Below are 23,506 nucleotides of genomic sequence, written 5' to 3'. Positions count from 1 at the left end.
CAAAGGAGCGGTGTGATGGCTACCTACGCCGAGCAATTCGAGCAGGCCCTCAACGATCCGGAGGGCTACTGGGGAGCCCAGGCCGACCGCGTCGCCTGGTTCCGGCGTCCGCAGCGGATCCTCGACGCCACCGCGGCGCCGATCTATCGGTGGTATCCCGACGGCCGGATCAACACCGCCTACAACGCCCTGGATCGCCATGTGATCGCCGGCCGCGGGGAGCAGGCCGCGCTGATCCATCATTCCGCGATCACTGGGGAGATGCGCACCTATTCGTACGCCGAACTCCTCGATCACGTCGCCCGGCTCGGCGGCGCGCTGCAGGGCCTCGGGGTCGGCAAGGGCGATCGGGTGGTGATCTATCTGCCGATGATCGCCGAGGCGGTGATCGCGATGCTGGCCTGTGCCCGGATCGGGGCCATCCACTCGGTCGTGTTCGGTGGCTTCGCCGCCCACGAGTTGAGCGTACGCATCGACGACGCCACCCCGAAGGTGATCATCTCCGCCTCCTGCGGCCTGGAGGGCAACCGCGTCCTGCCCTACAAGCCGCTGCTGGATCGGGCGATCGACATGGCCACCCACAAGCCGGACAGCTGCATCATCATTCAGCGCCCCCAGGAAACCGCGGAGCTGATCGAGGGCCGCGACCTGGACTACCGCATGCTGATGCGGCCCGGGGTGTTCGAGCCGGCGGTGCCCGTGGAGGTCGACTCGACCGATCCGCTGTACATCCTCTATACCTCCGGCACCACCGGGAAGCCCAAGGGGATCGTGCGGGACCAGAGCTACGCGGTGGGCCTGTGCTATGCCATGGATGAGATCTACGACGTGGGGCCAGGTGAGGTGATGTTCACCGCCTCCGATGTCGGCTGGGTGGTCGGCCACTCCTTCATCGTCTATGGGCCGCTGCTGGCGGGCGCCACCACCATCGTCTACGAGGGCAAGCCGGTCGGGACGCCGGATGCCGGCGCCTTCTGGCGGGTGATCGAGGAGCACGGCGCGAAGGCCCTGTTCACCGCGCCCACGGCGATGCGCGCCATCCGCAAGGCCGACCCCGAGGGTGAATTTCTGCGGCAGTCCGACCTGTCCAGCCTGCAGACCGTCTTCCTGGCCGGCGAGCGACTCGATCCCGACACCTTCTACTGGACCACCGAACAGACCGGTCTCCCGGTGATCGACAACTGGTGGCAGACCGAAACCGGTTATCCGATCGCCTCCAACCTGCGCGGCATGGAACCGATGCCGATCAAGCCCGGGTCCCCGACGGTCGCGGTGCCCGGCTTCGACGTGGTCGCGCTCGATCCGGCCGGAGAGCGGCTCGGGCCGAATGTCGAGGGCGCGCTCGCGATCCGGCTGCCGATGCCGCCGGGCACCCTGGCCGGGGTGTGGGGCGATCCGGAACGCTATGTCAACGGCTACCTGCGGGCCTACCCCGGCTACTACACCACCGGGGACGGCGGCTTCCTCGACGAGGACGGCTACGTCTTCGTGATGGGTCGCACCGACGATGTGATCAACGTGGCCGGGCATCGCCTGTCGACCGGCGAGATGGAGGCCGTCCTGGCGACCCATCCGATGGTGGCCGAATGCGCGGTGATCGGCGTGGCCGATCAGCTCAAGGGTCAGTTGCCGCGCGGGTTCGTGGTGCTGCGCGACGGCGCCTCCGGGGAGGCCGCCGACATCAGCGCCGAACTCGTCCAGCTGGTCCGTGACCAGATCGGCGCGGTGGCCGCGCTCAAGCAGATCGACGTGGTGCAGGCCCTGCCGAAGACGCGCTCGGGCAAGATCCTGCGCAAGACCATGCGCGAGATCGCCGACGGCAAGGATGCGGTCATCCCGTCCACGATCGAGGATCCGGCCGTGATCGAGGCGCTGCGCGGGGTGCTGCGGCCATGACCGCCGCCGACCCGGTCCCGGTCCTGGCCCCGCCCCTGCGGGAGCGCCTGCAGGCGGTCGAGTACACCGTCGACGCGGTGTTGGAGCGCATCACGCCGGCCGGGCAGGCCGCGCTGGGGCGCAATTCCACGGTCGCCGCGACCAGAGCCCTGGCCGGGGCCCGCGACCCCCAGGCGACCCTGATCACGCTGTGGCTGCTGCAGCACTCCGTCTCGGCCGCCGAGGCGGCCGACGCCCTCCCCGGCCTGGTCGAGCCGTTGCTCGCCACGGGCCTGCTGCACGCCGAGCACGGCCGGATCAGCGCCGCGGTCGATGTCCGCCCCTACGGCTCCGACGATCCCGGCGGCCCGACCGACGGCTACGTGGTGGCCGACCTCAGCCCCGGCCTGGACTCCACACCCCCGCTGATGCGCCCCGACTACGTGCTGGGGATCTCCCCGGCCTCGACCCAGCTGGCCCAGATCACCATGCGCCGACCGGTCGCCGCCGCGCTGGATCTCGGCGCCGGCTGCGGGGTGCAGAGCCTGCACCTGGCCCGGCACGCCGATCGGGTGGTGGCCACCGACCTGAACCCGCGGGCCAATGCGCTCGCGGCCTGGACCTTCGCGCTGTCGGGGACCACGGTGGACCAGCGACTGGGCAGCCTGTACGAGCCGGTCGCCGATGAACAATTCGACCTGATCGTCACCAACCCCCCGTACGTGATGGCCCCGCCCCGCGCCGACGGGCAGCGGTTGACCTACCGCGAGGGCGACCATTCCGGCGACGGCCTGGTCGAGGCGATCGTCCGGGGCTGCGCCGACCGACTCAGTCCCGGCGGCACCCTGCAGGTGCTGGGGAACTGGGCGATCCTGGATCCGCACGGGTGGGTCGAGCGGCTGCGGTCGTGGGTGCCGGTCGGGTGCGACGCCCTGGTGATGGAGCGCGAGCGCCTGGACCCCTACGAGTACATCGAGATCTGGCTCGCCGATGCCGGACTGCTGGGCCATCCCGACTATCTGGGGCACTACCACGAATGGCTCGACTACTTCGAGCGCCTCGGGATCGAATCGGTCGGGATGGGCTGGTTCACCGTGCACCGCAGCGGCGCCACCGTCCCCGACCTGCGGGTGGAGCAGTGGGCGTACGCGGTCCAGCAGCCGGTCGGGCCGGCCTTCGCCGACCAGCGGCAGGCGGTGGCGGATCTGCGGGAACTGCCCCTGTGGGACACCCGCTGGCTGGTGGCCGAGGGGGTGGTCCAGGAGACCCTGGGCGAGCCCGGAGCGGCCGATCCCAACCATGTCGTGCTGCGCGACCGGCGCGGATTCTGCCGGGCCGCCGAACTGGACACCGCGGCCGCCGGCGTGGTCGGCGCCTGCGACGGCGACCTCACCCTGGGCGAGCTCAGCGATGCGGTCGCCGGACTCCTCGACCTCGATCCGGGAGCCCTGCGTGCCGACCTCGAACCGGTCCTGCGTACGCTGATCGCCGACTCACTGCTGGTGCACTGAAGTCCGTCGTGCGTCCGGGCAACCCCCGGAGCGACGGCGCGGTATTCCGTGGGCCAGTAGGCTGCACGGAGCCGGAACCTGTCGGGCTAAGCTGACCCGACCTGGCATTAAGGACATCTGTTGGCATCGAAGGCTTCCCCTCGCACTCTGGTGATTGTCGAGTCGCCCACCAAAGCGACCAAGATCGGCAGCTATCTCGGCGACGACTACATCGTCGAGTCGAGCCGTGGTCACATCCGCGATCTGCCCACCAGTGCCTCCGACGTACCCGCCAAATACAAGGGTGAGAAGTGGGCGCGCACCGGGGTCAATGTCAACAACGATTTCGAGCCGATCTACGTCGTTCCGGCTGACAAGAAGTCGACGATGCGCGAACTGCGCAACGCCCTGGCCGAATCCGACGAACTCCTGCTCGCCACCGACGGTGACCGCGAGGGGGAGGCGATCGCCTGGCACCTGCTGCAGGAACTGAAGCCGAAGGTGCCGGCGAAGCGGATGGTCTTCCACGAGATCACCCCGCAGGCGATCCAGCAGGCCGTGGCGAACCCGCGCGAACTCGATACCGACCTGGTCGATGCCCAGGAGACCCGGCGAATCCTGGACCGGCTCTACGGCTTCGAGGTCTCCCCGGTGCTGTGGCGCAAGATGAAGCCGGGCCTGTCCGCGGGCCGGGTGCAGTCGGTCGCGACCCGCCTGGTGGTCGACCGCGAGCGGGAGCGGATCGCGTTCAAGGTCGCCTCCTACTGGGACCTGGACGCCGTGCTCGATGCCGGGGCCGAGGCCGAACCGCCCCAGTTCCCCGCGCGGCTGGTCGGCATCGGGGAGCAGAAGATCGCCCAGGGCCGCGACTTCGACGCGTCGGGAAAACTGACCGACCAGAAGCTGGTGCACCTCGACGAGACCACGGCCACCGGCCTGGTTGCCGCCCTGGAGGATGCGAAGTTCCGGGTCACCTCGGTGGAGGCCAAGCCCTACACCCGTCGCCCGTACGCCCCGTTCCGCACCACCACCCTGCAGCAGGACGCCGGGCGGCAGTTGGGGTTCACCTCGCAGCGGACGATGTCGGTGGCCCAGGAGCTCTACGAGGGCGGCTTCATCACCTACATGCGTACCGACTCGGTGACCCTGTCCTCGCAGGCGATCCAGGCGGCGCGCTCCCAGATCGCCCAGCTCTACGGCAACTCCTTCCTCCCGCCGAGCCCGCGGATCTACAACTCCAAGGTGAAGAACGCCCAGGAGGCCCACGAAGCGATCCGGCCGGCCGGTGAGGCTTTCGCGACCCCGGCGCAGACCGGGCTGACCGGGGACCGCTTCCGGCTCTACGAACTGATCTGGAAGCGCACCCTCGCCTCGCAGATGGCCGATGCCAAGGGCGAGACGATGACGGTGCGGATCGAGGCCCGGGCCGCCCAGCCGTTCACCCGGGCCGCGATCGGTCCGGCCTTCCCGGAGACCGCCGAGGCCTGTGAGTTCGTCGCCTCCGGCCGTACGATCACGTTCCCCGGCTTCCTCAAGGCCTACCAGGCCGGGGTGACCGAAGGGGACGCCGAGGAGACCCAGGCACGCCTGCCGCAACTGACCCAGGGGCAGGAACTGCGCCCGGAGGAGGTGACCGCCTCCGGCCACGAGACCCGGCCGCCGGCGCGTTACACCGAACCGACCCTGGTCGCCAAGCTCGAGGAACTGGAGATCGGCCGCCCGTCGACCTACGCGTCGATCATCCGCACCATCACCTCCCGGGACTACGTGTTCAAGAAGGGGTCCGCGCTGGTCCCGACCTGGTTGGCTTTCGCGGTCACCCGGCTGCTGGAGGAGAACTTCCCCCACCTGGTCGACTACAAGTTCACCGCCGCGATGGAGGACGACCTCGACGAGGTCGCCAAGGGCGACATGAACCGGCTGAACGTGCTCAAGGAGTTCTGGTTCGGCGACCATGACGGGGGCGAACCCGGCCTGCACGAACTGGTCACCGAGTTGGGCGACATCGATGCCCGCAAGCTCTCGACCTTCCCGATCGGGGTGGAGCGGCCCGGCGACCTGGACGCCGAGGACTCCGGCATCGCGGTGCGGGTGGGCCGCTACGGCACCTATGTCGAGGAGGCGGCCACCGAGAAGCGGGCGAATGTGCCCGACGATCTGCCGCCGGACGAGTTGACCCTGGAGAAGGCCCGGGAACTGCTGGCCAAGCCGATGGGGGAGGAGCGCGAACTCGGCGTCGATCCCGATACCGGCCTGCCCCTGGTCGCGCGCAACGGGCGCTTCGGACCCTATGTGACCGAGGTCCTGCCGGAGGACGCGCCCAAGTCGGCCAAACCGCGCACCGCCTCGCTGTTCAAGTCGATGGCGATCGACACCATCACCCTGGAACAGGCGCAGGCGCTGCTGAGCCTGCCCCGGGTGGTCGGCACGACCGAGGACGGCACCGAGATCACCGCGCAGACCGGGCGCTACGGTCCCTACCTGAAGAAGGGCACCGACTCCCGGTCGCTGGCCAGTGAGGATCAGATCTTCTCGATCACCATGGCCGAGGCCGAGGAGTTGTACGCCCAGCCCAAACAGCGGGGTCGGGCCGCGGCGAAGCCACCGCTGAAGGAGCTGGGCGCCGATCCGACCAGCGGGCGGCCGATGGTGGTCAAGGACGGCCGCTTCGGCCCCTACGTGACCGACGGGGAGACCAACGCGACCCTGCGTCGCGACGACTCGGTCGAGGAGATCACCCCCGAGCGAGGCGCGGAGCTGTTGGCCGAGAAACGGGCCAAGGGACCGGCGAAGAAGGCCGCGGCCAAGAAGGCGCCGGCGAAGAAGGCCACGGCCAAGAAGGCGCCCGCGAAGAAGACGACGGCCAAGAAGGCGCCCGCGAAGAAGACCACCGCCACGGCGGCCAAGAAGACCACGGCCGCCAAGAAGACCACGGCGGCCAAGAAGACCACGGCGGCCAAGAAGTCCACGACGGTGCCGCGAACCGCGGCGAAGGCCGCCGCTGCGCCCAGTGAGTCGCCGGCACAGTGAGCACACCGCAGGACGAATCCGGAACCGACCCGGCACCGGACGAGCACGACGAAGAGCAGGACCGACAACTACAGGACAGGGACGAAATGGCGAAGGGCAACCGGTCGCGTCGCGCCGTGCTGCACCCGGTTCGGCGGTTCGAGATGCCGTACTCCTCCGCCTCGGCACAGTTGGCCAATCCGGAGTTGGGGCTGACCACCTTGACCCTGCGAGCCGGGGCGGGCGGATCGTACACGATGAACGTCAACGTGCTCGACGCCAGCGACGACCGACTGCTGCGTGCCGGCATCGTGCTCGCGATCCGCAACACCGACGGCCGCAACGAGGTCTACCTGGCTGCCCCGGACTGGGCTCCGCAACTGCCGGTGGAGAAGGTGGCCCCGCTGGCCGGCGCCGAGACACCCCCCGAGCTCGAGGCGGTGATCCGCCCCTTCCGGCGCGGGGCCGCGATCGGGCCGACCGCGACGCTGACCTGCCACCGCACCGAGTACGAGCTGCGCAACCCGCAACAACAGCCGATTGCCTGGGTACGCAGCGATGCCGTGCACGTACGCCGGGGCGGGATGACCACCAACCGCTATCGGGAGGTGACCCTCACCTCCTCGGTGGCGCTCAGCTACGAGGCGCTGACCTGGCTGACCGAGCAGTTGCTGGCCGTCGGCGGGGCACGGGTGCCGAGCTTCCCGACCCTGGCGCAGCGCCTGGGCCCACCGGCGATCGGAGCGACCGATCTGCCCAAGCCGCCGTCGTGGGACCCGGATTCGCCCCTGGAAACCTATGTGTCGGCGCTGCTGGCGGCGCGGTTGCGCAAGCTCACCCTGGCCGACCTGTCCTACCGGATCGGCGAGGACGGTCCTGAGGGGATTCTGCGCCAGTTGGCCGCGCTGCGCAGCGAACTGCGCGGGATGAGCGGCTATTTGGACGCGAACTGGGTGAGTTCGCTGATCCCGGGGCTGCGCTGGCTCACCGACGTCCCGGTAGCCGACGCGGTCCGCCAACTCGACTCCGACGCGTACTGGCACCTGCTGGATGATCTGGTCACCGCGACCCGCGCACCCCGGCTGGGCTCGCACAGCCTCGACCCGACCGGGCGCGGGATGCGGACCCTGGCCAAAATGGCGCTGAAGGAGCTGAAGGACAGCGCCGGGCGGCTCACCCATACTTCCTCCGACGCGGACTGGCGAACCGCCCGGGACCGGTCGGCGCATCTGGTCGACGTCTGCTCGATCCTGCCGCAGACCAAGGCGGGGCAGCGGCTGAGCAAGCGCGCCGAGCGGGTGTACGCCGCCCTCGGCGAGTGTCTGCTGGTGGAGCGGGAGGCCGCGCTGGCCGCGATCAGCGGGCTGAGCCCGGAGGACGCGTTCGCCGCCGGGCGCGACTACGAACAGCAACTGGTCGGCCAACTCGAGGCGCGCACCGAATTCCTGGCGAACTGGCCCGAGTGGGTCAAGGAACTGGACTGGGGTGACTGATGCGCGCCGAGGCGGCAGCCGGCCTTTTCCTGGTGTTCGAGGGGGGTGACGGGGCCGGGAAAACCACCCAGACCCAACGGTTGGCCCGCTGGCTGGAGACCGACTGCCGGGAACAGGTGGTGTGCACCCGGGAGCCCGGCGGGAGCCCGATCGGCAGCCACATCCGGCGGATCCTGCTCGACCCGGCCCACGACCGGCTGGCCCCGCGGGCCGAGGCCCTGCTGTACGCCGCCGACCGGGCCCAGCATGTCGCGGAGGTGCTGCTCCCCGCCCTCGACGCGGGCCGGATCGTGATCAGTGATCGCTACGTCGATTCCTCCCTGGCCTATCAGGGGGTCGGGCGTACGCTCGGGCACGGCGACCTGGTCCAGCTCAACGAGTGGGCCACCGACGGCCTGCGCCCGGATCTGACCGTGCTGCTCGATGTGCGTCCGGAGGATGCGGTGTCGCAGAAGGCGGGCAAGGACCGGCTCGAGGCGGAATCGCTGGAGTTCCACCGGGCGGTCCGGCAGGCCTTCCTGGATCTGGCCGCCGCCGATCCCGACCATTACCTGGTGCTGCCCGCCCGGGACAGCCGCGACCGGATCGAGGAGGCCGTCCGCGCCCGGGTCCGCCCGCTGCTGGACAACCTGGCTGCGCGGCGCCGGCAGGCGGAGTGGTCGGATCTGTCAGCACGCCCGGGCAGGATGGAGCCATGACCACCGAGACCGCCGCGCCGGGCGTGTGGGCCGACCTGGTCGGGCAGCCCCGGGCCGTGGCGACCCTGCAACGCGCGGTGATCGAGGGCCGGCACGCGATGAGTCATGCCTGGCTGATCACCGGGCCCCCGGGGTCGGGGCGCTCCAATGCCGCCCGGGCCTTCGCGGCCGCGCTGCAATGCCCCAATCACGGCGACGGCACCTGTCAGCACTGTCGCAGTACGCTGTCCGGCGCGCACCCCGATGTCACCCTGCTGCAGACCGAACGTCTCAGCATCGGCGTCGACGAGGTCCGGGAGCTGATCCAGACCGCGTCGCTGCGCCCCGGTGTCGGGCGCTATCAGATCATCGTGATCGAGGACGCCGACCGGCTGACCGACCCGGCCGCCGATGCGCTGCTCAAGGCGATCGAGGAACCGCCGGCGCGTACGGTCTGGTTGCTCTGCGCCCCGACGCCGGACGACGTTCTGGTCACCATCCGATCCCGCTGCCGCAAGCTCAGCCTGCGTACGCCCCCGGACGCCGCGGTCGCCGAACTGCTGATCCGGCGCGACGGGATCGACCCGTCGACCGCGGCCTTCGCGGCCCGGGCGGCGCAGGGGCACATCGGCCGGGCCCGCGCTCTCGCCCGCAACGAGGCGGCCCGCAACCGGCGGCACGCGGTGTTGCAGATCCCGGGCCGGCTGCGCGACATCGGCTCCTGCCTGAATGCCGCCGAGCACCTGGTGGAGTCCGGCAAGGAGGAAGCTGCCCGGCAGACCGCCGAACTCGACGCCCGGGAGCGGGCGGCCCTGGAGACCGCCCTGGGGGTCGGCACCACCGGCGTGAAGCCCAAACAATTGGCCGCCGCCCAGAAGGCGCTCAAGGAACTGGAGGAGGAGCAGAAGAAGCGCGCCACCCGGATGGTGCGCGACCAGCTCGACTTCGCCCTGACCGAGCTGACCGGCTTCTACCGGGATGTGCTCAGTGCCCAGATCGCGGCGGAGGTGCCGCTGATCAACGCCGAGGCGGCCGAGACGATCACGGCCCTGGCGCGGCGGACTACCCCGGAGAAGACGCTGGCCTGCATCGACGCCATCCTGCAGTGCCGCACCGACATCGAGGGCGCGGTCAACCCGCTGCTGGCCATGGAGGCCCTCATGCTGACCCTCGGCGGACCATTCCGGGGCCGCTGACCCCTCCTGAGCCTGCTGTGGCGAGTGTGGCGCGTGTCGATCCCAGATAAGTGAGGGGCTGACTGTAACGATCGGTCTAGCCTTTCCCTGCAGCTATCTTTTGGAGGATCCGTGAGCACCATCTTCCGGAACCACGCCGACGGAACCACCGACGAGATGGTCTCCGACGAGGTGGACGCCAAGTCGTCGGCCACCGCCGACCCGGCCGGCAAACGTCCGCGCACCACCGATCGCGACGACCCCGAGGCCACCACCCTGATGGACGCCGCCGAGGTCACCGCCGCCGGCGGGGCGGAGGAGGACACCGCCGATCAGCAGCCGGTCACCGACAGCAAACGCAAGGGCTGGAAGTACCTCTACCGCGATGAGGTGCCCGAGGACGAGACCCGCCCGCTGCCGTCGGCCCGCAAGTCCGATCCCGACCAGGCCAAACAGGACCCGGACGCCGAACGGCTCGCCGAGCGGGATCGCCGTCGTGCCGAACGCGACAAGGCGCTGGGCAATCGGCGCCGCCAGCCCGAGCAGCTGACCGATCAGCGGCCGACGCCGGCCCCGGTCGTGGTCGCGACCCGGACCACCGACAAGTGGTACGCCTCGCTGGGGCTGTTCCTGTTCCGGATCATCCTGGCTGCGGTGATGGGGCTGCACGGCCTGGCGCATCTGATCCAGTACAGCGACACCGTGCAGATGCTGAACACCACCGCGATCACCGACTATCTGCCGGCCGAACCGGTGGCGTACGTGCTGGCCGGTGCGGAGATCGCGATCGCGATCACGCTGATCTTCGGGGTGTTCACCCGCGTCGCCGGACTGGGTCTGGCCGCGATCGCGATCATGTCGCTGGTCTTCATCCACTGGCTCGGCAACCCCTTCCACGGGTACGCGCTGACCGGCGAATTCGAACTGGTCCTGGCCGGCTGCGGCCTGCTGCTGCTCTGCCTGGGCGGCGGCGCCTGGGGCGTGGACGGGGCGATGCGTCGCCGCCGCGCCGCCAGCAAGTGAGCCGGCGGCACCCGAACCACACGCGGCCCGTCCCGGATTTCCGGGGCGGGCCGCGGTGCGTCCGGTCCGGGGATGTCGGTCGGCAACCGACCGGCGGCATCGGGAGCGCTAGGGTGAGTGAATGGCTCGGGTGATGGCAGTGGCGTTCGAACGCCACGGACGACTGCACTACATCGACCCCGGCGACGGGGACTACCGGGTGGGGGAGCGGGTACTGGTGCCCACCCTGGAGGGCGGCGCCGAGGTCGCCTGGTGCGTGTGGGCGCCGGAGGAGGCCGAATCCGGGGACGGCTTCGGCGACCTGCCCCGGTGCGCCGGCCGCGCCGAGGCCGCCGACCTGGCCCGCGATGCGGCGAACCGACACCAGCGCGACCAGCTCCGGGTGACCGCCAACCGGCTGATCCGCCAGCAGAAGCTGCCGATGAAGGTCGTCGGGGTGGACTGGATCGACCATCCCGAGGGGGCCACCCGGAAGAACGAACGGCTCGCCGTCGTCTACTTCACCGCACCCGGCCGGGTCGACTTCCGCGCCCTGGTCGGCGAACTGGCCCGGGCGGTCCGGGCCCGGGTGGACCTGCGGCAGATCGGCTCGCGCGAGGCGGCCCAGATCACCGGCGGCATCGGGTCCTGCGGCCGGGACCTGTGCTGCGCCACCTTCGCCAAGTCCTTCGAACCGATCTCGATGCGGCTGGCCAAGGACCAGGATCTGCCGCCGAACCCGATGCGGGTCCAGGGCGCCTGCGGCCGGCTGATGTGTTGCCTGAAGTACGAACATCCGCTGTACGAGGAGTTCGTCCGGGAGGCCCCGGCCAAGGGCGCGAAGGTCCTCACCGACGAGGGGACCGCCACCGTGATCGGGCACAGCGTCCCCGCCGATGCGGTGGTGCTGCGCCTGAGCGCCACCGGCGAGGTGACCGAGTGTGCACGGGCCGACGCGTGTGCGGCGCGGGCGGCGTACGAACAGCGCAGCGATGCGCCGCCGCGCAAGAAGGCCCGGCACCGGCGCAACCGGGCCGACAACTTCTGAGGCGCGGTCCGGGAGCGGTCAGTCGGCGGTCGCCAGCACCGTCTCGATGTCGGCCATCTCATTGACGAACAGCTTGCGCTTGCCCGAGTTCATCATCGGAATTTCTTCGGTGTAGACGAAGCGGCATTCCACGATGTCGCCGACCACGTCGTCCAGAATGCCGCGCAGGACGGGCTCCATCCCGTCGGCCGGCTCGGCGTTGAGCAGCCAGGTGAACCGCCCGACGCCGGTCTGCCGCAGCTGGAACTGCCGGATCGGGCCTGCCTCGAGAATCTGGTCATCGGGCAGCAGCAGGGCGCTGGCCCGCCGGGGTGCCTGCGGCGTACCGGCGACCAGGATGTCGAAGCGCCGGCCGCTGAGTTCGGTGAGCACGTTGGGCACCGGCTGTCCGGAGTCGTTGACCGCGAACCGGGCCAGGTCGCCGGTGTCATAGCGGATGAACGGCATCGCGGTGTTGAACAGGTCGGTCACCACGACGCGGCCGACCCGGCCGGGGGCCGCCGGGGTGTCGGAGTCCTCCTCGAGGACCTCGACATGGAAGGAACTGGTGTCGATCCGGTACGCGGTGAGGTCCGGGCCGGTCACCGCCATCACGCCCAGTTCCATGTTGGCGTAGCGCATGTGCGGAGTGACCCCGAACAGCCGCTGCGATCCGGTGGCCAGATAGCTCGTCGACGGCTCGGACCCACCCATCACGGTGCCCACCGTGCCGGCGGGGAAGGTGAAACCGCCCGCCTCCAGACCGTGCAGCAGATCCTCGATGTAGGAGGAGTACCCCATCAGGGTCACCCCGGGGTGCCGGGTCATCCACTGCGCCACCGCCGCGACGGTCGCCGGGTCGCGCTCGCCGGCGTACAGATACTGGCCCTTGAGGGCGTACCGCATCCGCAGCGCGGGCGACACATGGCTCCAGGCCCGGGAGTGGACGAACCAGCCGAACGGATCGACCCCCAGGTATTGGTAGGAACCGGCCAGCTGGCCGCGGTGCCGGGTCACCTTCACCGGGTCGAACCAGGCCCGGAACGGCGTACCGGTCGACCCCGAGGTGGTGGTGGAGGAGAGCTTCTTGGGGTCCACCGCGGTGGACCGGAAGTCCTCCGGACGCTCCTGCATCATGGCCTTGTTGACCACCGGCATCCCGGAGAAGTCCTCGGCACCCAGCCGCTGATAGAAGGGCACCTGCGCCGTCGCCTCGGCACAGATCCGGTCGAGCGCGGCCGGTGCGGCGGTTGTGGAGTCCGCGTTGAGCGCAGCCACGACCTCCTCGGCGACCCGGGCGATCCCCGGGGCGATGACCTGGGCCGCGCGGCGGCGGATCTGGGAACCGATCATGGGAGACTCCTCCGGAAGACCGGCGTTCCGGTCCGGTGCGGGAACGGTCAGCCGTCCCCGGAGCCGAGCAGGTGCACACCGTACGCCGGGCCGGTGCGTTTCGATGCTAGTCCCGCGCCGCCGGCCCGCGAAGAGGATCACCCCGACTCTCAGCAAGTCTCCGGTCGGACTCTCAGCAAGTCACCGGACGGGATCGAGCGTCACCACACCCACCCAACGTCACCACACCCACCCAACGTCACCATCGGAAACCCAGCGTCACGGCGCACCGAAGCTGCCCGCCCAACGGTGACGCTGTCTGACCGGACCGAAGCCCGATCGCCCCGAACCGACCGGGCGCACTGCCGGCGGGCACCGTGAACTGAGCCACGCACGCACCCCGCGCGGGCATTGTGGATGAGACAACGCGCGCGTTTGCTCCGGGCGCGGCATGTCTGGGTATACTCGGCGGGCCGACGCTGCTCGGCGTGCCACCTTAGCTCAGTAGGTAGAGCGACGCTCTCGTAAAGCGTAGGTCACCGGTTCGATCCCGGTAGGTGGCTCCACCCGCCCACCTCAGTCGTCCGGGCGGATCAGCACCCGATCGGCGTACGCCCGGGTGGTGGCCACCAGTTCGGCGTTCTGCTCGTCGGGGCCCAGGGTCCGTCGGGTCGCTTCGGCCTCGGGCATCCCGTGCTCGACCCGGCGCCCGATCAACCGGCGCTGCCGGACATCATCGGGGAGATCGAGGTACCAGACCTCGGTGCACAGATCGCGGATCTTCTGCCACGGCGGCACATCCAGCAGCAGATAGTTGCCCTCGACGATGACCAGCCGGACCGCGGGCCCGATCTCGGCCTGGGCCGCGATCGATTCCTCCAGTTGGCGATGGAACACCGGGGCGTACAGCCGATAGGCCGCCTCGGTGTGCACCCGCTGCAGCAACGAGACGAAGCCACGCGCGTCGAAGGTCTCCGGGGCGCCCTTCAGGTGATCCAGATCATGCCGGGCCAACACTGCCTGCGCCAGGTGGAAGGCGTCCTGCCCGATCACCGCAACCCGGCCGGGATAGAGCTCATCGAGGTCCCGGCGCAGCTTCTCCGCCAGGGTCGACTTGCCACATCCGGGTGGTCCGACCAGCCCGAGTACCTGACGGCGATCCTCGGCGAGGGCGCCGCGCAAGAGACTGGCGGCCTGCGACACAACTGCATCCATGCCCGGACATCTTACTGCGCTGCCGCGGGGCTCGGGACGGACCCGGGCGAGCCGCGCCTCAGCCCTGCGCGGCCCAGATCAGTTTCCCGCTGCGCAACTCGTTCCAGTTTCCGTCCAACTCGATCGCCACCAGCGTCGAGGTCGGGTATCCCCGCGCGATCCGCTCCCGCAACTCGGGATCGCTGCGCTCATCGGACAGGTCGTGCGCCAGGGTCGGAATCCCCGGCGCGTGCCCCAGCACCAGCGCCACCGACACCGAATCCGCCAGCAGCCCGATCTCTTCCCGGATCGCCTGGGAGCCCGCGTTGTAGAGCTCGGAGGTAAAGGTGACCGGCGCCTGCACGCCGAGCAGATCGAGGGTCTGCCGGGTCCGGGCGGCACTGGAGCACAGCACCTGATCGATCCGTACGCCGTGCTCGGCCAGCGCCGCACCCACCGCACGCGCCTGGTCCTGGCCCCGCCGGGTCAACGGACGATCGGAATCATCGAGGCCGGGGGCGAAGTCGGCGGCTTCGGCATGGCGCATGAGCAGGAGAAGTCGTGCCTGGGGCATGTCTCGAGCCTATCCAAACCGCACTGTCGGCGGGCTCAACCGCGCAGCCTTGCCGCGAGTTACTGCTCGTTCTGGTCGATCGGACGCCGGGCAACCAGGACATCGCGCTGGATCGAGGAGTCGACCCGGTGCCCGAAGCGCAGCCACGGCCCGTCCTGCAGCGCCTCCAGCCCGGCCCCGGCCATCATCTCGGCCAGCTCTTCGCGGGTGAGTCCGTGGGTGTTCCAACTGATCCCCAGCGCGCCCCCGGGCTTGAGCTGACTCGCCCACACCGGAATCGCCTCGCGCAGCAGCCCGGCCGGGGAACGATCACGCTTCCCGGAGACCCCGCGGACATCGGTGCTCGCCCCGTGCACCACCCCGTAGGGGGCATCGGTCACGATCGCTTCGAACCGCCGCTTGCCGAACAGCTTCGCCGACTGCCGGGTGTCCCCGGTGAAGACGGTGAGTTCGAGTCGGGGCCGCTCGGGGGCGTCCGGCGGTTGGACCGTGGCGTCGAAGCGCCGCCCCAGGCTCTTGCCGTCACGGCGTACCGGGGACATGTCCGCGGAATGCTTCAGTCGTTTGCGGCGCAACCAGGTCTTCCAGAACGCACTCATCGCCTCGACCGACTTCTGATCCCCCTCGACGCCGGCGGCGTTCAGGCCCAGGGTGAGCGCCACCGCGGCGGTCGTGCCGCGCCCGGCCAGCGGATCCAGCACCGTCCACGGTGTGTCCGCGGCCGGCCGTTGGACCGCGGCCAGGGTGATGTTCACCAGCAGCCGGGTGAACTGCTCATTGGTCTTGCCCGGATACTTCGGAATGGTCAGCAGATCGTCGTCGAACAGGGTCGCCGCGGGCACCGGCACCGGCCGCAGCAGGTCCTCGGCGGTCAGTTCGAACAGCGCCAGGAAGGTCGACTGGCGCGCCACGATCAGCAACTGGGCCGCACTCAGCGGCTCTTCGGTCGCGAACCGCAGATAGCCCACCCCGGCCAGTTCGGTCACCTCGACCTCGGTCCGCGCGTGGGTGCAGATCGCCAACTCCGCGGCCGCGAGCCGATCGGCCCCCTGGGCGTACGCCCGATTGCTGGCGGGGGCAATCAGCATCAGATACCGCATGGGCACAGTCTCGCGCATCGCGTGGCCGGCGCACCACAACGCCGACGGGCCGGACACCGGGTGGTGTCCGGCCCGTCGGGGACCTGCTGGGCGGTGGCTCAGTACAGGTTCACGTGCTTGTGCTCGTAGCTGGTGCCCTTGGCGCGTTCGAAGGACGCGTGGATCTCCGCCTCGGCCTCCTCGCGACCGACCCAGACCGCACCTTCGACCGACTTGCCCGGCTCGAGGTCCTTGTAGACGGTGAAGAAGTGCTCGATCTCCAGGATCGTGTGGGTCGGGACGTCGTCCAGATCCTGCAGGTGGTCGCGGCGATGGTCGTCGGTGGGGACGCACAGCACCTTGTCATCGCCGCCGGCCTCGTCGGTCATCCGGAACATGCCGATGGCGCGGCACTCGATCAGGCAGCCGGGGAAGGTGGACTCCGGGATCAGTACCAGCGCATCCAGCGGGTCGCCGTCCTGGCCCAGGGTGCCCTCGATGAAGCCGTAGTCGTTCGGGTACTGGGTCGAGGTGAACAGCGTCCGGTCCAGCCGGATCCGGCCGGTGGCGTGATCAAGCTCATACTTGTTCTTGGTGCCCCGCGGGATCTCCACGGTCACGTCGAAGTGGATGCCCTTCGGCGGCGTGCTTGCCTCGTGGCCGGCGGGCGCGGAGAATTCTTCAGTCACCGGTGACTCTCCCTATGGTTGACATGTTCACGACTCACACTCCCGGAGCACAGCGTGGGAGCGGTTGGATCGAGGTTAGCGCGAAGAATGGAGAGTCGCATGGTCGAGCGGGCAGACAAGACGTCCCGGGCCCGGCCGACCGTGCGTTGGATGATCGTTGGCGCGGTGGTGCTCGTGGTCGTGCTCGGCGCGGTGACCGGCGGATTCCGCTTCCTCGGGGAGCGGGCGCTGTATGCCACCGGCCTGTGGATCGATGGGGGTTCCCCGACCATTGCTCCGGGCACCTTCGACCAGCCGCCGGACCCCGCCGCGCTCCCGGTGGCTCCCGGCGACCCGGTGCTGGCCACGGCCACCCGGGCGAGCGGGCTCAACGCGGAGCAGGTCACCCAGAGCCTGCGGACCGCTGACCTGCCCGGCGGGCAGCTGTTCGGTGAGGTCCTGGACGCCGCCGACGGCCGGGTCCTGTTCGACGCCAACGGCTCCGGCTCGGGAACCCCGGCCTCGACCCAGAAGGTGCTCACCACCGTGGCGGCGCTGCAACTGTACGGACCCGAACACACCTTCGACACCCGCTCGGTGCTGGCGGGCAACCAGCTGTGGCTGGTCGGCGGCGGCGACCCGTTCCTGACCCGCGACGAACTGACCCAGCACGGCCAGCAGGCCGCGGCGGCCCTGAAGCAGCGCGGGGTGACCCAGGTGCAACTCGGCTACGACACCTCGTTGTTCACCGGCACCGGCTGGAACCCCGACTGGCGCGGCACCTACACCAACATGGTGACCCCGACCAGTTCGCTGTGGATCGACAAGGGCCTGGTGACCCCGAGCGTGGACAGTGTCGGCGTACGCGAGGCCGACCCGTCCCGCAAGGCCGCCGACGTGTACGCCGAGGCGCTGCGCGGGCAGGGCATCACGGTGAACGGCGTGACCGCCCAGCAGGCACCCGCATCGGCCACCGAGATCGCCACCCACCACTCGCGGACGCTGTCCGACATCGTCGAGCAGGTCCTGGTGCACTCCGACAACGACGGGGCGGAGGTGTTGTTCCGCCAGATCGGTCGCAGCGGCGGTCGCAGCGGATCGATCGCCGACGCCCAGACCGCCACCCGGGAGACGCTGCAGCAGCTCGGGGTCTGGACCGACGGGATGAAGGTGGTCGACGGCTCCGGACTGTCCCGGGAGAACCTGACCAGCCCCAACACGTTGACCCGCGCCATCCTCGCGGCCTCCCAGCCCGAGCACGAGAAGCTGCGTCCGCTGATCACCGGCATGTCGGTGGCCCGGGCCGAGGGGACCCTGCTGAACCGGTTCGTCGAGGACGGCAGCCAGGCCGGTCGTGGGCTGGTCCGCGGCAAGACCGGGACGCTGACCAATGTGCACTCCCTGGCCGGGCTGGTGCCCACCCGCGACGGCTCGATGGTGGTGTTCGCCTTCATCGTGAACGGGGAACAGGACGAGTACCGTACCCGGGTCTGGCTGGACCGTGCCGCCACCGCGCTGGCCACCTGTGGCTGCCGGGGTTGAGCCGGTGTGTCAGAGCCGGGTGCAAGACTGGGGGACATGCTCGTGCCCCCAGATCGCGCCCAGCCACCCCGACCGACCGCAGCCCGGGCGTACCGTGGCTGACGGGGTGAACTGGGGCCGGGCCAAGCGGACCGCCGCCCGGCTGACCCGTCCCGGGCCCCCGATCGATGCGGCCGGGGCGAGCGCGGTGGTCGAGGACGTCCTCGCCTGTGCGCTGCGCGCCGAGCCTCTGGTGGCGGAGGTGACCGGCTTCGGCCCGGTCGAACCGACCGCGATCCGGGTGATCGACCGGACCACCTGGGGTGCGTACACCCTGGACTGGTTGGCCGAGCTGTTCGCCGACATCGGGGAGGACAACGTCGGCGTCAACGCCGTGGAGGCCGGCAGCCTGGTCGCCTGGCTGTCCACCCGGGTGCTGGGGCAGTACGACCCGTTCACCGGGGGCGGCCAGTTGTTGCTGCTGGCCCCCAACATCGCGCTGATCGAGCAGCGGCTGGCGCTGAACCCGGCCGACTTCCGGCTCTGGGTCACCCTGCACGAGGCCACCCATCGCGCCCAGTTCGGGGCCCACCCGTGGCTGGTGGCGTACTTCCGGGGCCTGGTGCAACGCCTGCTGGGCTTCTCCGACCAGATCGAGGAGATCGGCCTGGGTCAGATCCTGCGCCAGCTGCCCCGATCGGAGCGGACGCTGCTCGATCTGCTGCCGAGCGGCGAGGTCCGGGAGCTGATGGGGGAGGTGACCGCGCTGATGTCGCTGCTGGAGGGGCATGCCGACGTCATGATGGACCGCGTCGGGCCGACGGTGATTCCGTCGGTCGCGACCATCCGTGCCCGGTTCAACGCTCGGCGCGAGGCGACCGGCCCGGATGCGGTGATCCGCCGCGCGCTGGGCCTGGATCTGAAGCTGGCCCAGTATCGCGACGGTGCCCGATTCTGTGCCACCGTGATCGATCGGGTCGGTCTGGCGGGCTTCAACCGGGTCTGGGGCTCACCGCGCACCCTGCCCACCACCGCCGAGATCTCCGCCCCCGAGATCTGGCTCAGCAGAATGGGAGACACCGATGGCACGTAAGGCTCTGGGACCGGCGATGCTCGAACTGGTCGCCGCGGTGGACGCGGCAGTCGGGTCCGACCAGTTGCTGGTGGGCTGTTCGGGCGGACCGGACTCGCTCGCGCTGGCCGGCGCGGTCGCCGTGGTCGCCAAACGCCGCGGCCAGGGCGCCCGCGCCGTGGTCATCGACCACGGTCTGCAGAAGGGGTCCGGGGACGTGGCCACCAAGGCCGCCGAGCGCGCGCGCAAGGTCGGCCTGGACGCCGATGTCGTGCCCGTCGAGGTCGTCGACACCGGGGAGGGGCCCGAAGCCGCGGCGCGCAACGCCCGCCATGCCGCGCTGGAGGCGATTGCGGCCACCGTGCACGCCGATGTCCTGCTCGGGCAGACCCTCGACGACCAGGCCGAGACCGTCCTGCTCGGGCTGGCCCGCGGGTCGGGGGCCCGGTCGCTGTCGGGGATGCCGGTCCGCCGGGGGCGCCTGGTGCGGCCCTTCCTCGGCGTACGCCGGGCGGTGACCAAGGCGGCCTGTGCCGAGCTCGGCGTGAAGTACTGGAACGACCCGCACAACGAGGACCCCACCTTCGCCCGGGTCCGGGTCCGTCGCACGGTGCTGCCGATGCTGGAGGAGCAACTCGGTCCGGGGATCGCCGAGGCGCTGGCCCGCACCGCGACCATGCTGCGTACCGATGCCGATTACCTGGATTCCCGGGCCCACCTGTCGGATCTGGGTCACGAACTGTCGCTCAACCGCCTCTCGCCCGAACCGGCGATCCGTTATCGCCAACTGCGTCAGTGGCTGGTCGCCAACGGGGCGGTGGAGCCGACCTTCGGCCACGTCCGGGCCGTCGCTGACCTGGTCGACAACTGGCACGGCCAGGCCCGGATCGAGCTGCCCGGACTGAAGGTTGGGCGTGCTGGGAATCGGTTGCTCGTTCTGCCAGACTGAACCCCGTGGATGCAGCCGACATCAGCCAGGATCTGACCCGCGTTCTGTTCACCAAGGAACAGGTCGCCCAGCGCATTGCCGAGATCGCCGCCGAAATCGATGAGGAGTACGCGGGCAAGGACCTGCTCATCATCGGAGTGCTCAACGGCGCGGTGATGGTGGTGGCCGACCTGCTGCGCGCGATGAAGGTGCACTGCGAGATGGACTGGATGGCCATCTCCTCCTACGGCTCGGGCACCCAGTCCTCGGGGGTGGTGCGGATCCTGAAGGACCTCAATACCGACATCCATGGCCGGCACGTGCTGGTCGTGGAGGACATCATCGATACCGGTCTCACGCTGTCCTACCTGGTGTCCAACCTGCGTTCCCGGGAGCCGGCGAGCCTGGAGATCATGACCCTGCTGCGCAAGCCCGAGGCGGCCGAGAACGCGGTGGACGTCAAGTGGGTCGGCTTCGACATCCCCAATGAGTTCGTCGTCGGCTACGGCCTGGACTACGCCGGGCGGTACCGCAACCTGGCCGACATCGGGCTGCTCGCACCGCACGTCTACAGCTGAGCCGAGCACCACGCGGGCCGGGGAGGACCCATGGGGGATCTGGAGCGGCAGGTCGAGCGGACCAAGGCCGGGGTCAGCGAGGTCGCCGAGGAGGCCGGTGACTCGAAGGTGGTCACCTGGGGAGCCCGGGCCGGCTATGTGGCCAGCGGTCTGATCCATCTGCTGATCGCCTGGATCGCGGTCAGCCTGGCTCTCGGGCTCGGTACTGGGCAGGACGCCGATCAGGCCGGTGCGTTCGCGGCGCTGGTCGGAAACCCGGTCGGGTTGGTGCTGATGCTGCTGATGGTGGCCGGGCTCGCCCTGCTGGCGGTGCTGCACCTGACCAAGGCCATTCGCGCCGATGGGCTCAAGGACCGGCTCAGTCACCTGGGCAACGCCGCTGGCGCCGTCGCTCTCATCGTGCCGGCGGTCGGCGTCCTGGTGAACCGGGATTCGCGCTCGGCCGAGCAGACCCAACAGACCACCTCGACCATCCTGTCGGTGCCGTTCGGGTTCGTGCTGATTCTGATCGCCGGCGCGGTGCTGGCCGGGATCGGCGTCCAGCACATCTGGACCGGCCTCACCCGCCGCTTCACCAAGCAGTTGGTGCAGCACCCGGGTCGCGCGGCGATCGCGATCGGCACGATCGGCTACCTCGCGCGGGGGATCGCCCTGCTGGTGGCCGGGTTCCTGATCGGGAACGCCGCGATCACCGGTCGCTCGGAGGACGCGCGGGGCATGGATGGTGCCTTCCGGGCGATCCTGGCCGCGCCCTGGGGTCAGGTGCTGGTGCTCGTGCTGGCCGCCGGATTCGCCTGTTACGCGGTGTACTGCTTCATTCGCGCACGGTACGCGCGGGTCTGAGCCGCAGCCGGACCAGCCGCAGGGCCGGCGCCTCGACCAGTCGCCAGGAGGCGTACGCCCAGGGCACGGTCATCGCGAACGCCAGCAGGCTCTGCCCGATCCAGCCCCCGGCCGGGCCCAGCCACAGGTGGACGAAGCGCTGCATCGGGAAGGCGTAGATGTAGATCCCGTAGGAGATGTCGTTGCGGGTGCCCAGCCGGATCGGCAGGCTCGCCCCCAGCCACAGCAGGAAGTAGGTCAGGGGCAGGTGGTACCAGTTCGGCCGGTTGAGCAGATGCAGGCCGACGGTGAGCAGGCCGGCGGCGACACCCAGGGTGGGGTAGAGCCGGATCCGGTCCCGGAAGCAGTACGCCACCACCCCGGCGGCGAAGAAACTGAACAGTCGCAGCGCGTGCAGCGTCAGCAGCCGGTGCTCCCAGGTCCCCAACACCCGGTAGGCGATCGGTTGCGCCAGCACCAGGGCGATCAGGCCCGCGGTGAACACGGCGCGCAGGTGCCGGCGTACGAACGGAATCAGCATCACGATCCCGAGCAGCAGGTAGGCGGTGAACTCGTAGCTCAACGTCCACAGCGGGATGTTCCAGTCCATGCTGTAGGGGGCCGAGACCAGGGTGTGTGCGATCGCGGGGTGGGCCAGAGCCAGGGCGGCGTTCTGGGTCACGAAGCCCAGTGCGGATTCGGGCACCCAGTGCTCTCCGGCGATCCGGGCGTACAGCGGGGAGAAGACGAAGGCGACCAGGATCAGCACCACCCAGAACGCCGGAAAGATGCGCAGCACCCGGCGCCACAGGTAGCCGCCGAAGCTGGTGCGCAACCGCGACCCGGCGATGAGGTACCCGCTGATCACGAAGAAGCCGTTGACCGCGAGGTCGCCGGCGGCCTCCAGCCGGCCGCCGGTCGGGTCCGGATCGGGGGCGGTGATGAACGAGTGGGAGACCAGCACGGTCGCCGCCAGCAGCAGCCGGACGAAGTTCAACGCGTTGCCGGTACGCGGGCCGTCCGCTGCGGCGGATCGGGGCCGAGGCGACAGGGCCTCGCCGATGGTCGGATGCACCCGCTCAGCCTAGGGGGCGCCGGTGGGCGCCGGTGCCGAATCGCTTCCGGGCGATACGGTGGAGGGCATGAAGATTCTGGTGATCGGAGCACATGGCAAGGTGGCGCTCGAATTGGCGCCCCGACTGCGGCGGATGGGCGATGGGGTGACCGGGATCATCCGCAATCCCGCGCACGCCGACGAGGTGGCGGCCGCCGGTGCCACCCCCGTGGTGGCCGACATCGAGACCCTGGACACCGAGGCGCTGGCCACGCTGATGCGGGGTCAGGATGCGGTGATCTGGTCGGCCGGGGCCGGCGGCGGGAATCCGCAGCGCACCTACGCGGTGGACCGCGATGCGGCGATCCGGTCGATGGATGCCGCCGAGCAGGCCGGGGTCGGGCGCTACCTGATGGTCTCCTATCTCGGCGCCGGTCCCGATCACGGAGTGGATCCGGAGAGCTCCTTCTTCCCGTACGCCGAGGCGAAGGCGGCCGCGGACCAGCACCTGAAGGCGTCCGGGCTGAAATGGACGATTCTGGGGCCGAGCGGACTGACCCTCGATCCGGGCACCGGCCGGATCGAGACCGGCGAGGACCTCACCTCCGGCCGGGTACCGCGCGCCGACGTCGCCGAGGTGGCGGCCCAGGCCATCCACCGCGACGACACCATCGGTCGGTTCATCGCCTTCAACACCGGGGACACCCCGATCGCCGATGCCCTCGCTGGGTGACACCGGCCTGTAGGGGAGAGTTCGCGGGCTGATCCTGCGGTTCGCGGGTTGAGCTCGTGGTTCGCGGGCCGAGTTGTGGGTGCGCGGGTCGCGTTCGGGTGTGCGGGCCCTGCAGGGCCCGCGGGAGGTACGCCGGCCCGCCGCACGGCACCTCGGCCCGCGAATAGCACGATCCTCCCAGGCCCGTGCCTGAGTCTGGGGTG

Annotated in this window: 20 protein-coding genes and 1 tRNA gene; 15 read left to right on the top strand and 6 right to left on the bottom strand. The window is 70.1% G+C overall.

Annotated features, from left to right (window positions below):
• The first annotated feature begins 15 nt into the window (after positions 1–15).
• The 8 genes from G531_RS0115170 to G531_RS23075 all read left to right on the top strand — a co-directional run bounded on the left by G531_RS0115170 (position 16) and on the right by G531_RS23075 (position 11,769).
• Positions 16–1,896, top strand: a complete 1,881-nt coding sequence (locus G531_RS0115170) for an AMP-binding protein (RefSeq protein WP_026927889.1) — start codon at positions 16–18, stop codon at positions 1,894–1,896.
• Entirely contained in the window at positions 1,893–3,386 is a 1,494-nt protein-coding gene (locus G531_RS0115165; protein WP_051215573.1) for a DUF7059 domain-containing protein, read from the top strand. The genes G531_RS0115170 and G531_RS0115165 overlap by 4 nt, the downstream gene beginning before the upstream one ends.
• A 120-nt stretch (positions 3,387–3,506) precedes the next feature.
• Positions 3,507–6,395, top strand: coding sequence for a type I DNA topoisomerase (gene topA, locus G531_RS0115160; protein WP_035759241.1), 2,889 nt, complete (start codon positions 3,507–3,509; stop codon positions 6,393–6,395).
• Positions 6,392–7,867, top strand: a complete 1,476-nt coding sequence (locus tag G531_RS0115155; protein WP_145978589.1) for a hypothetical protein — start codon at positions 6,392–6,394, stop codon at positions 7,865–7,867. Before topA ends, G531_RS0115155 begins: the two co-directional genes overlap by 4 nt.
• The gene (tmk, locus tag G531_RS23085) at positions 7,867–8,565 is read left to right on the top strand and encodes a dTMP kinase (RefSeq protein WP_081684169.1); all 699 of its coding nucleotides are present in this window, start codon (positions 7,867–7,869) and stop codon (positions 8,563–8,565) included. The genes G531_RS0115155 and tmk overlap by 1 nt, the downstream gene beginning before the upstream one ends.
• Entirely contained in the window at positions 8,562–9,740 is a 1,179-nt protein-coding gene (locus G531_RS0115145) for a DNA polymerase III subunit delta' (RefSeq protein WP_026927885.1), read from the top strand. The genes tmk and G531_RS0115145 overlap by 4 nt, the downstream gene beginning before the upstream one ends.
• Before the next feature lie 111 nt (positions 9,741–9,851).
• Positions 9,852–10,742 carry a DoxX family protein gene (locus G531_RS23080; RefSeq protein ID WP_051215572.1) on the top strand — a complete coding sequence of 297 codons (891 nt, stop codon included), beginning with the start codon at positions 9,852–9,854 and terminating at the stop codon, positions 10,740–10,742.
• A gap of 121 nt (positions 10,743–10,863) precedes the next feature.
• Positions 10,864–11,769 carry a PSP1 domain-containing protein gene (locus G531_RS23075; RefSeq protein WP_051215571.1) on the top strand — a complete coding sequence of 302 codons (906 nt, stop codon included), beginning with the start codon at positions 10,864–10,866 and terminating at the stop codon, positions 11,767–11,769.
• Positions 11,770–11,787: 18 nt separating this feature from the next.
• On the opposite strand, the gene G531_RS0115130 is transcribed toward G531_RS23075, so the two are convergent.
• Positions 11,788–13,101 carry a phenylacetate--CoA ligase family protein gene (locus G531_RS0115130; protein ID WP_026927884.1) on the bottom strand — a complete coding sequence of 438 codons (1,314 nt, stop codon included), beginning with the start codon at positions 13,099–13,101 and terminating at the stop codon, positions 11,788–11,790.
• A 469-nt stretch (positions 13,102–13,570) separates the two neighbouring features.
• On the opposite strand from G531_RS0115130, the gene G531_RS0115125 reads away from it, so the two are divergent.
• Positions 13,571–13,646: transfer RNA gene (locus G531_RS0115125), tRNA-Thr, on the top strand.
• A 10-nt stretch (positions 13,647–13,656) separates the two neighbouring features.
• On the opposite strand, the gene G531_RS0115120 is transcribed toward G531_RS0115125, so the two are convergent.
• The 4 genes from G531_RS0115120 to G531_RS0115105 all read right to left on the bottom strand — a co-directional run bounded on the left by G531_RS0115120 (position 13,657) and on the right by G531_RS0115105 (position 16,616).
• Positions 13,657–14,295, bottom strand: a complete 639-nt coding sequence (locus G531_RS0115120) for a nucleoside/nucleotide kinase family protein (RefSeq protein WP_026927883.1) — start codon at positions 14,293–14,295, stop codon at positions 13,657–13,659.
• Between the two features lie 58 nt (positions 14,296–14,353).
• Positions 14,354–14,848, bottom strand: coding sequence for a SixA phosphatase family protein (locus G531_RS0115115; protein ID WP_026927882.1), 495 nt, complete (start codon positions 14,846–14,848; stop codon positions 14,354–14,356).
• Between the two features lie 59 nt (positions 14,849–14,907).
• Positions 14,908–15,948 (bottom strand): TRM11 family SAM-dependent methyltransferase, encoded by a 1,041-nt coding sequence (locus tag G531_RS0115110; protein WP_145978590.1) that lies wholly within the window; start codon positions 15,946–15,948, stop codon positions 14,908–14,910.
• A gap of 98 nt (positions 15,949–16,046) precedes the next feature.
• Positions 16,047–16,616 carry an inorganic diphosphatase gene (locus tag G531_RS0115105; protein ID WP_026927880.1) on the bottom strand — a complete coding sequence of 190 codons (570 nt, stop codon included), beginning with the start codon at positions 16,614–16,616 and terminating at the stop codon, positions 16,047–16,049.
• A gap of 99 nt (positions 16,617–16,715) precedes the next feature.
• Here G531_RS0115105 and dacB point away from each other — a divergent pair, with 99 nt between their 5' ends.
• The 5 genes from dacB to G531_RS0115080 all read left to right on the top strand — a co-directional run bounded on the left by dacB (position 16,716) and on the right by G531_RS0115080 (position 21,537).
• Positions 16,716–18,137, top strand: coding sequence for a D-alanyl-D-alanine carboxypeptidase/D-alanyl-D-alanine endopeptidase (gene dacB, locus G531_RS23070; protein WP_051215569.1), 1,422 nt, complete (start codon positions 16,716–16,718; stop codon positions 18,135–18,137).
• Positions 18,138–18,231: 94 nt separating this feature from the next.
• On the top strand, positions 18,232–19,209 hold the full coding sequence (locus tag G531_RS0115095) for a zinc-dependent metalloprotease (protein ID WP_026927879.1): 978 nt from the start codon (positions 18,232–18,234) through the stop codon (positions 19,207–19,209).
• Positions 19,199–20,137 carry a tRNA lysidine(34) synthetase TilS gene (gene tilS / locus G531_RS0115090; RefSeq protein WP_026927878.1) on the top strand — a complete coding sequence of 313 codons (939 nt, stop codon included), beginning with the start codon at positions 19,199–19,201 and terminating at the stop codon, positions 20,135–20,137. The genes G531_RS0115095 and tilS overlap by 11 nt, the downstream gene beginning before the upstream one ends.
• A 5-nt stretch (positions 20,138–20,142) precedes the next feature.
• The gene (hpt, locus tag G531_RS0115085) at positions 20,143–20,694 is read left to right on the top strand and encodes a hypoxanthine phosphoribosyltransferase (RefSeq protein WP_026927877.1); all 552 of its coding nucleotides are present in this window, start codon (positions 20,143–20,145) and stop codon (positions 20,692–20,694) included.
• Between the two features lie 30 nt (positions 20,695–20,724).
• Positions 20,725–21,537, top strand: a complete 813-nt coding sequence (locus G531_RS0115080; protein ID WP_026927876.1) for a DUF1206 domain-containing protein — start codon at positions 20,725–20,727, stop codon at positions 21,535–21,537.
• Here the strand turns inward: G531_RS0115080 and G531_RS0115075 are convergent.
• On the bottom strand, positions 21,509–22,591 hold the full coding sequence (locus G531_RS0115075; RefSeq protein ID WP_026927875.1) for an acyltransferase family protein: 1,083 nt from the start codon (positions 22,589–22,591) through the stop codon (positions 21,509–21,511). The two genes, G531_RS0115080 and G531_RS0115075, sit on opposite strands and share 29 nt — an antisense overlap.
• Before the next feature lie 67 nt (positions 22,592–22,658).
• Here G531_RS0115075 and G531_RS0115070 point away from each other — a divergent pair, with 67 nt between their 5' ends.
• Positions 22,659–23,303, top strand: a complete 645-nt coding sequence (locus G531_RS0115070) for an SDR family oxidoreductase (RefSeq protein WP_035759240.1) — start codon at positions 22,659–22,661, stop codon at positions 23,301–23,303.
• The last annotated feature ends 203 nt before the right edge of the window (positions 23,304–23,506 follow it).

Origin of the sequence: Granulicoccus phenolivorans DSM 17626 = NBRC 107789 = JCM 15570 (genome assembly GCF_000423085.1) — a bacterium.
Lineage (GTDB): Bacteria > Actinomycetota > Actinomycetes > Propionibacteriales > Propionibacteriaceae > Granulicoccus > Granulicoccus phenolivorans.
This window is presented reverse-complemented; position numbering and strand designations above follow the sequence as displayed.

Excerpts from the sequence above, each read along its gene's own strand:
- G531_RS0115170 (WP_026927889.1), top strand. The coding sequence starts at position 16 with ATGGCTACCTACGCCGAGCAATTCGAGCAGGCCCTCAACGATCCGGAG.
- G531_RS0115165 (WP_051215573.1), top strand. The coding sequence starts at position 1,893 with ATGACCGCCGCCGACCCGGTCCCGGTCCTGGCCCCGCCCCTGCGGGAG.
- tmk (WP_081684169.1), top strand. The coding sequence starts at position 7,867 with ATGCGCGCCGAGGCGGCAGCCGGCCTTTTCCTGGTGTTCGAGGGGGGT.
- G531_RS0115145 (WP_026927885.1), top strand. The coding sequence starts at position 8,562 with ATGACCACCGAGACCGCCGCGCCGGGCGTGTGGGCCGACCTGGTCGGG.
- G531_RS23075 (WP_051215571.1), top strand. The coding sequence starts at position 10,864 with ATGGCTCGGGTGATGGCAGTGGCGTTCGAACGCCACGGACGACTGCAC.
- G531_RS0115130 (WP_026927884.1), bottom strand. The coding sequence starts at position 13,101 with ATGATCGGTTCCCAGATCCGCCGCCGCGCGGCCCAGGTCATCGCCCCG.
- G531_RS0115120 (WP_026927883.1), bottom strand. The coding sequence starts at position 14,295 with ATGGATGCAGTTGTGTCGCAGGCCGCCAGTCTCTTGCGCGGCGCCCTC.
- G531_RS0115115 (WP_026927882.1), bottom strand. The coding sequence starts at position 14,848 with ATGCCCCAGGCACGACTTCTCCTGCTCATGCGCCATGCCGAAGCCGCC.
- G531_RS0115110 (WP_145978590.1), bottom strand. The coding sequence starts at position 15,948 with ATGCGGTATCTGATGCTGATTGCCCCCGCCAGCAATCGGGCGTACGCC.
- dacB (WP_051215569.1), top strand. The coding sequence starts at position 16,716 with ATGGTCGAGCGGGCAGACAAGACGTCCCGGGCCCGGCCGACCGTGCGT.
- tilS (WP_026927878.1), top strand. The coding sequence starts at position 19,199 with ATGGCACGTAAGGCTCTGGGACCGGCGATGCTCGAACTGGTCGCCGCG.
- G531_RS0115080 (WP_026927876.1), top strand. The coding sequence starts at position 20,725 with ATGGGGGATCTGGAGCGGCAGGTCGAGCGGACCAAGGCCGGGGTCAGC.
- G531_RS0115070 (WP_035759240.1), top strand. The coding sequence starts at position 22,659 with ATGAAGATTCTGGTGATCGGAGCACATGGCAAGGTGGCGCTCGAATTG.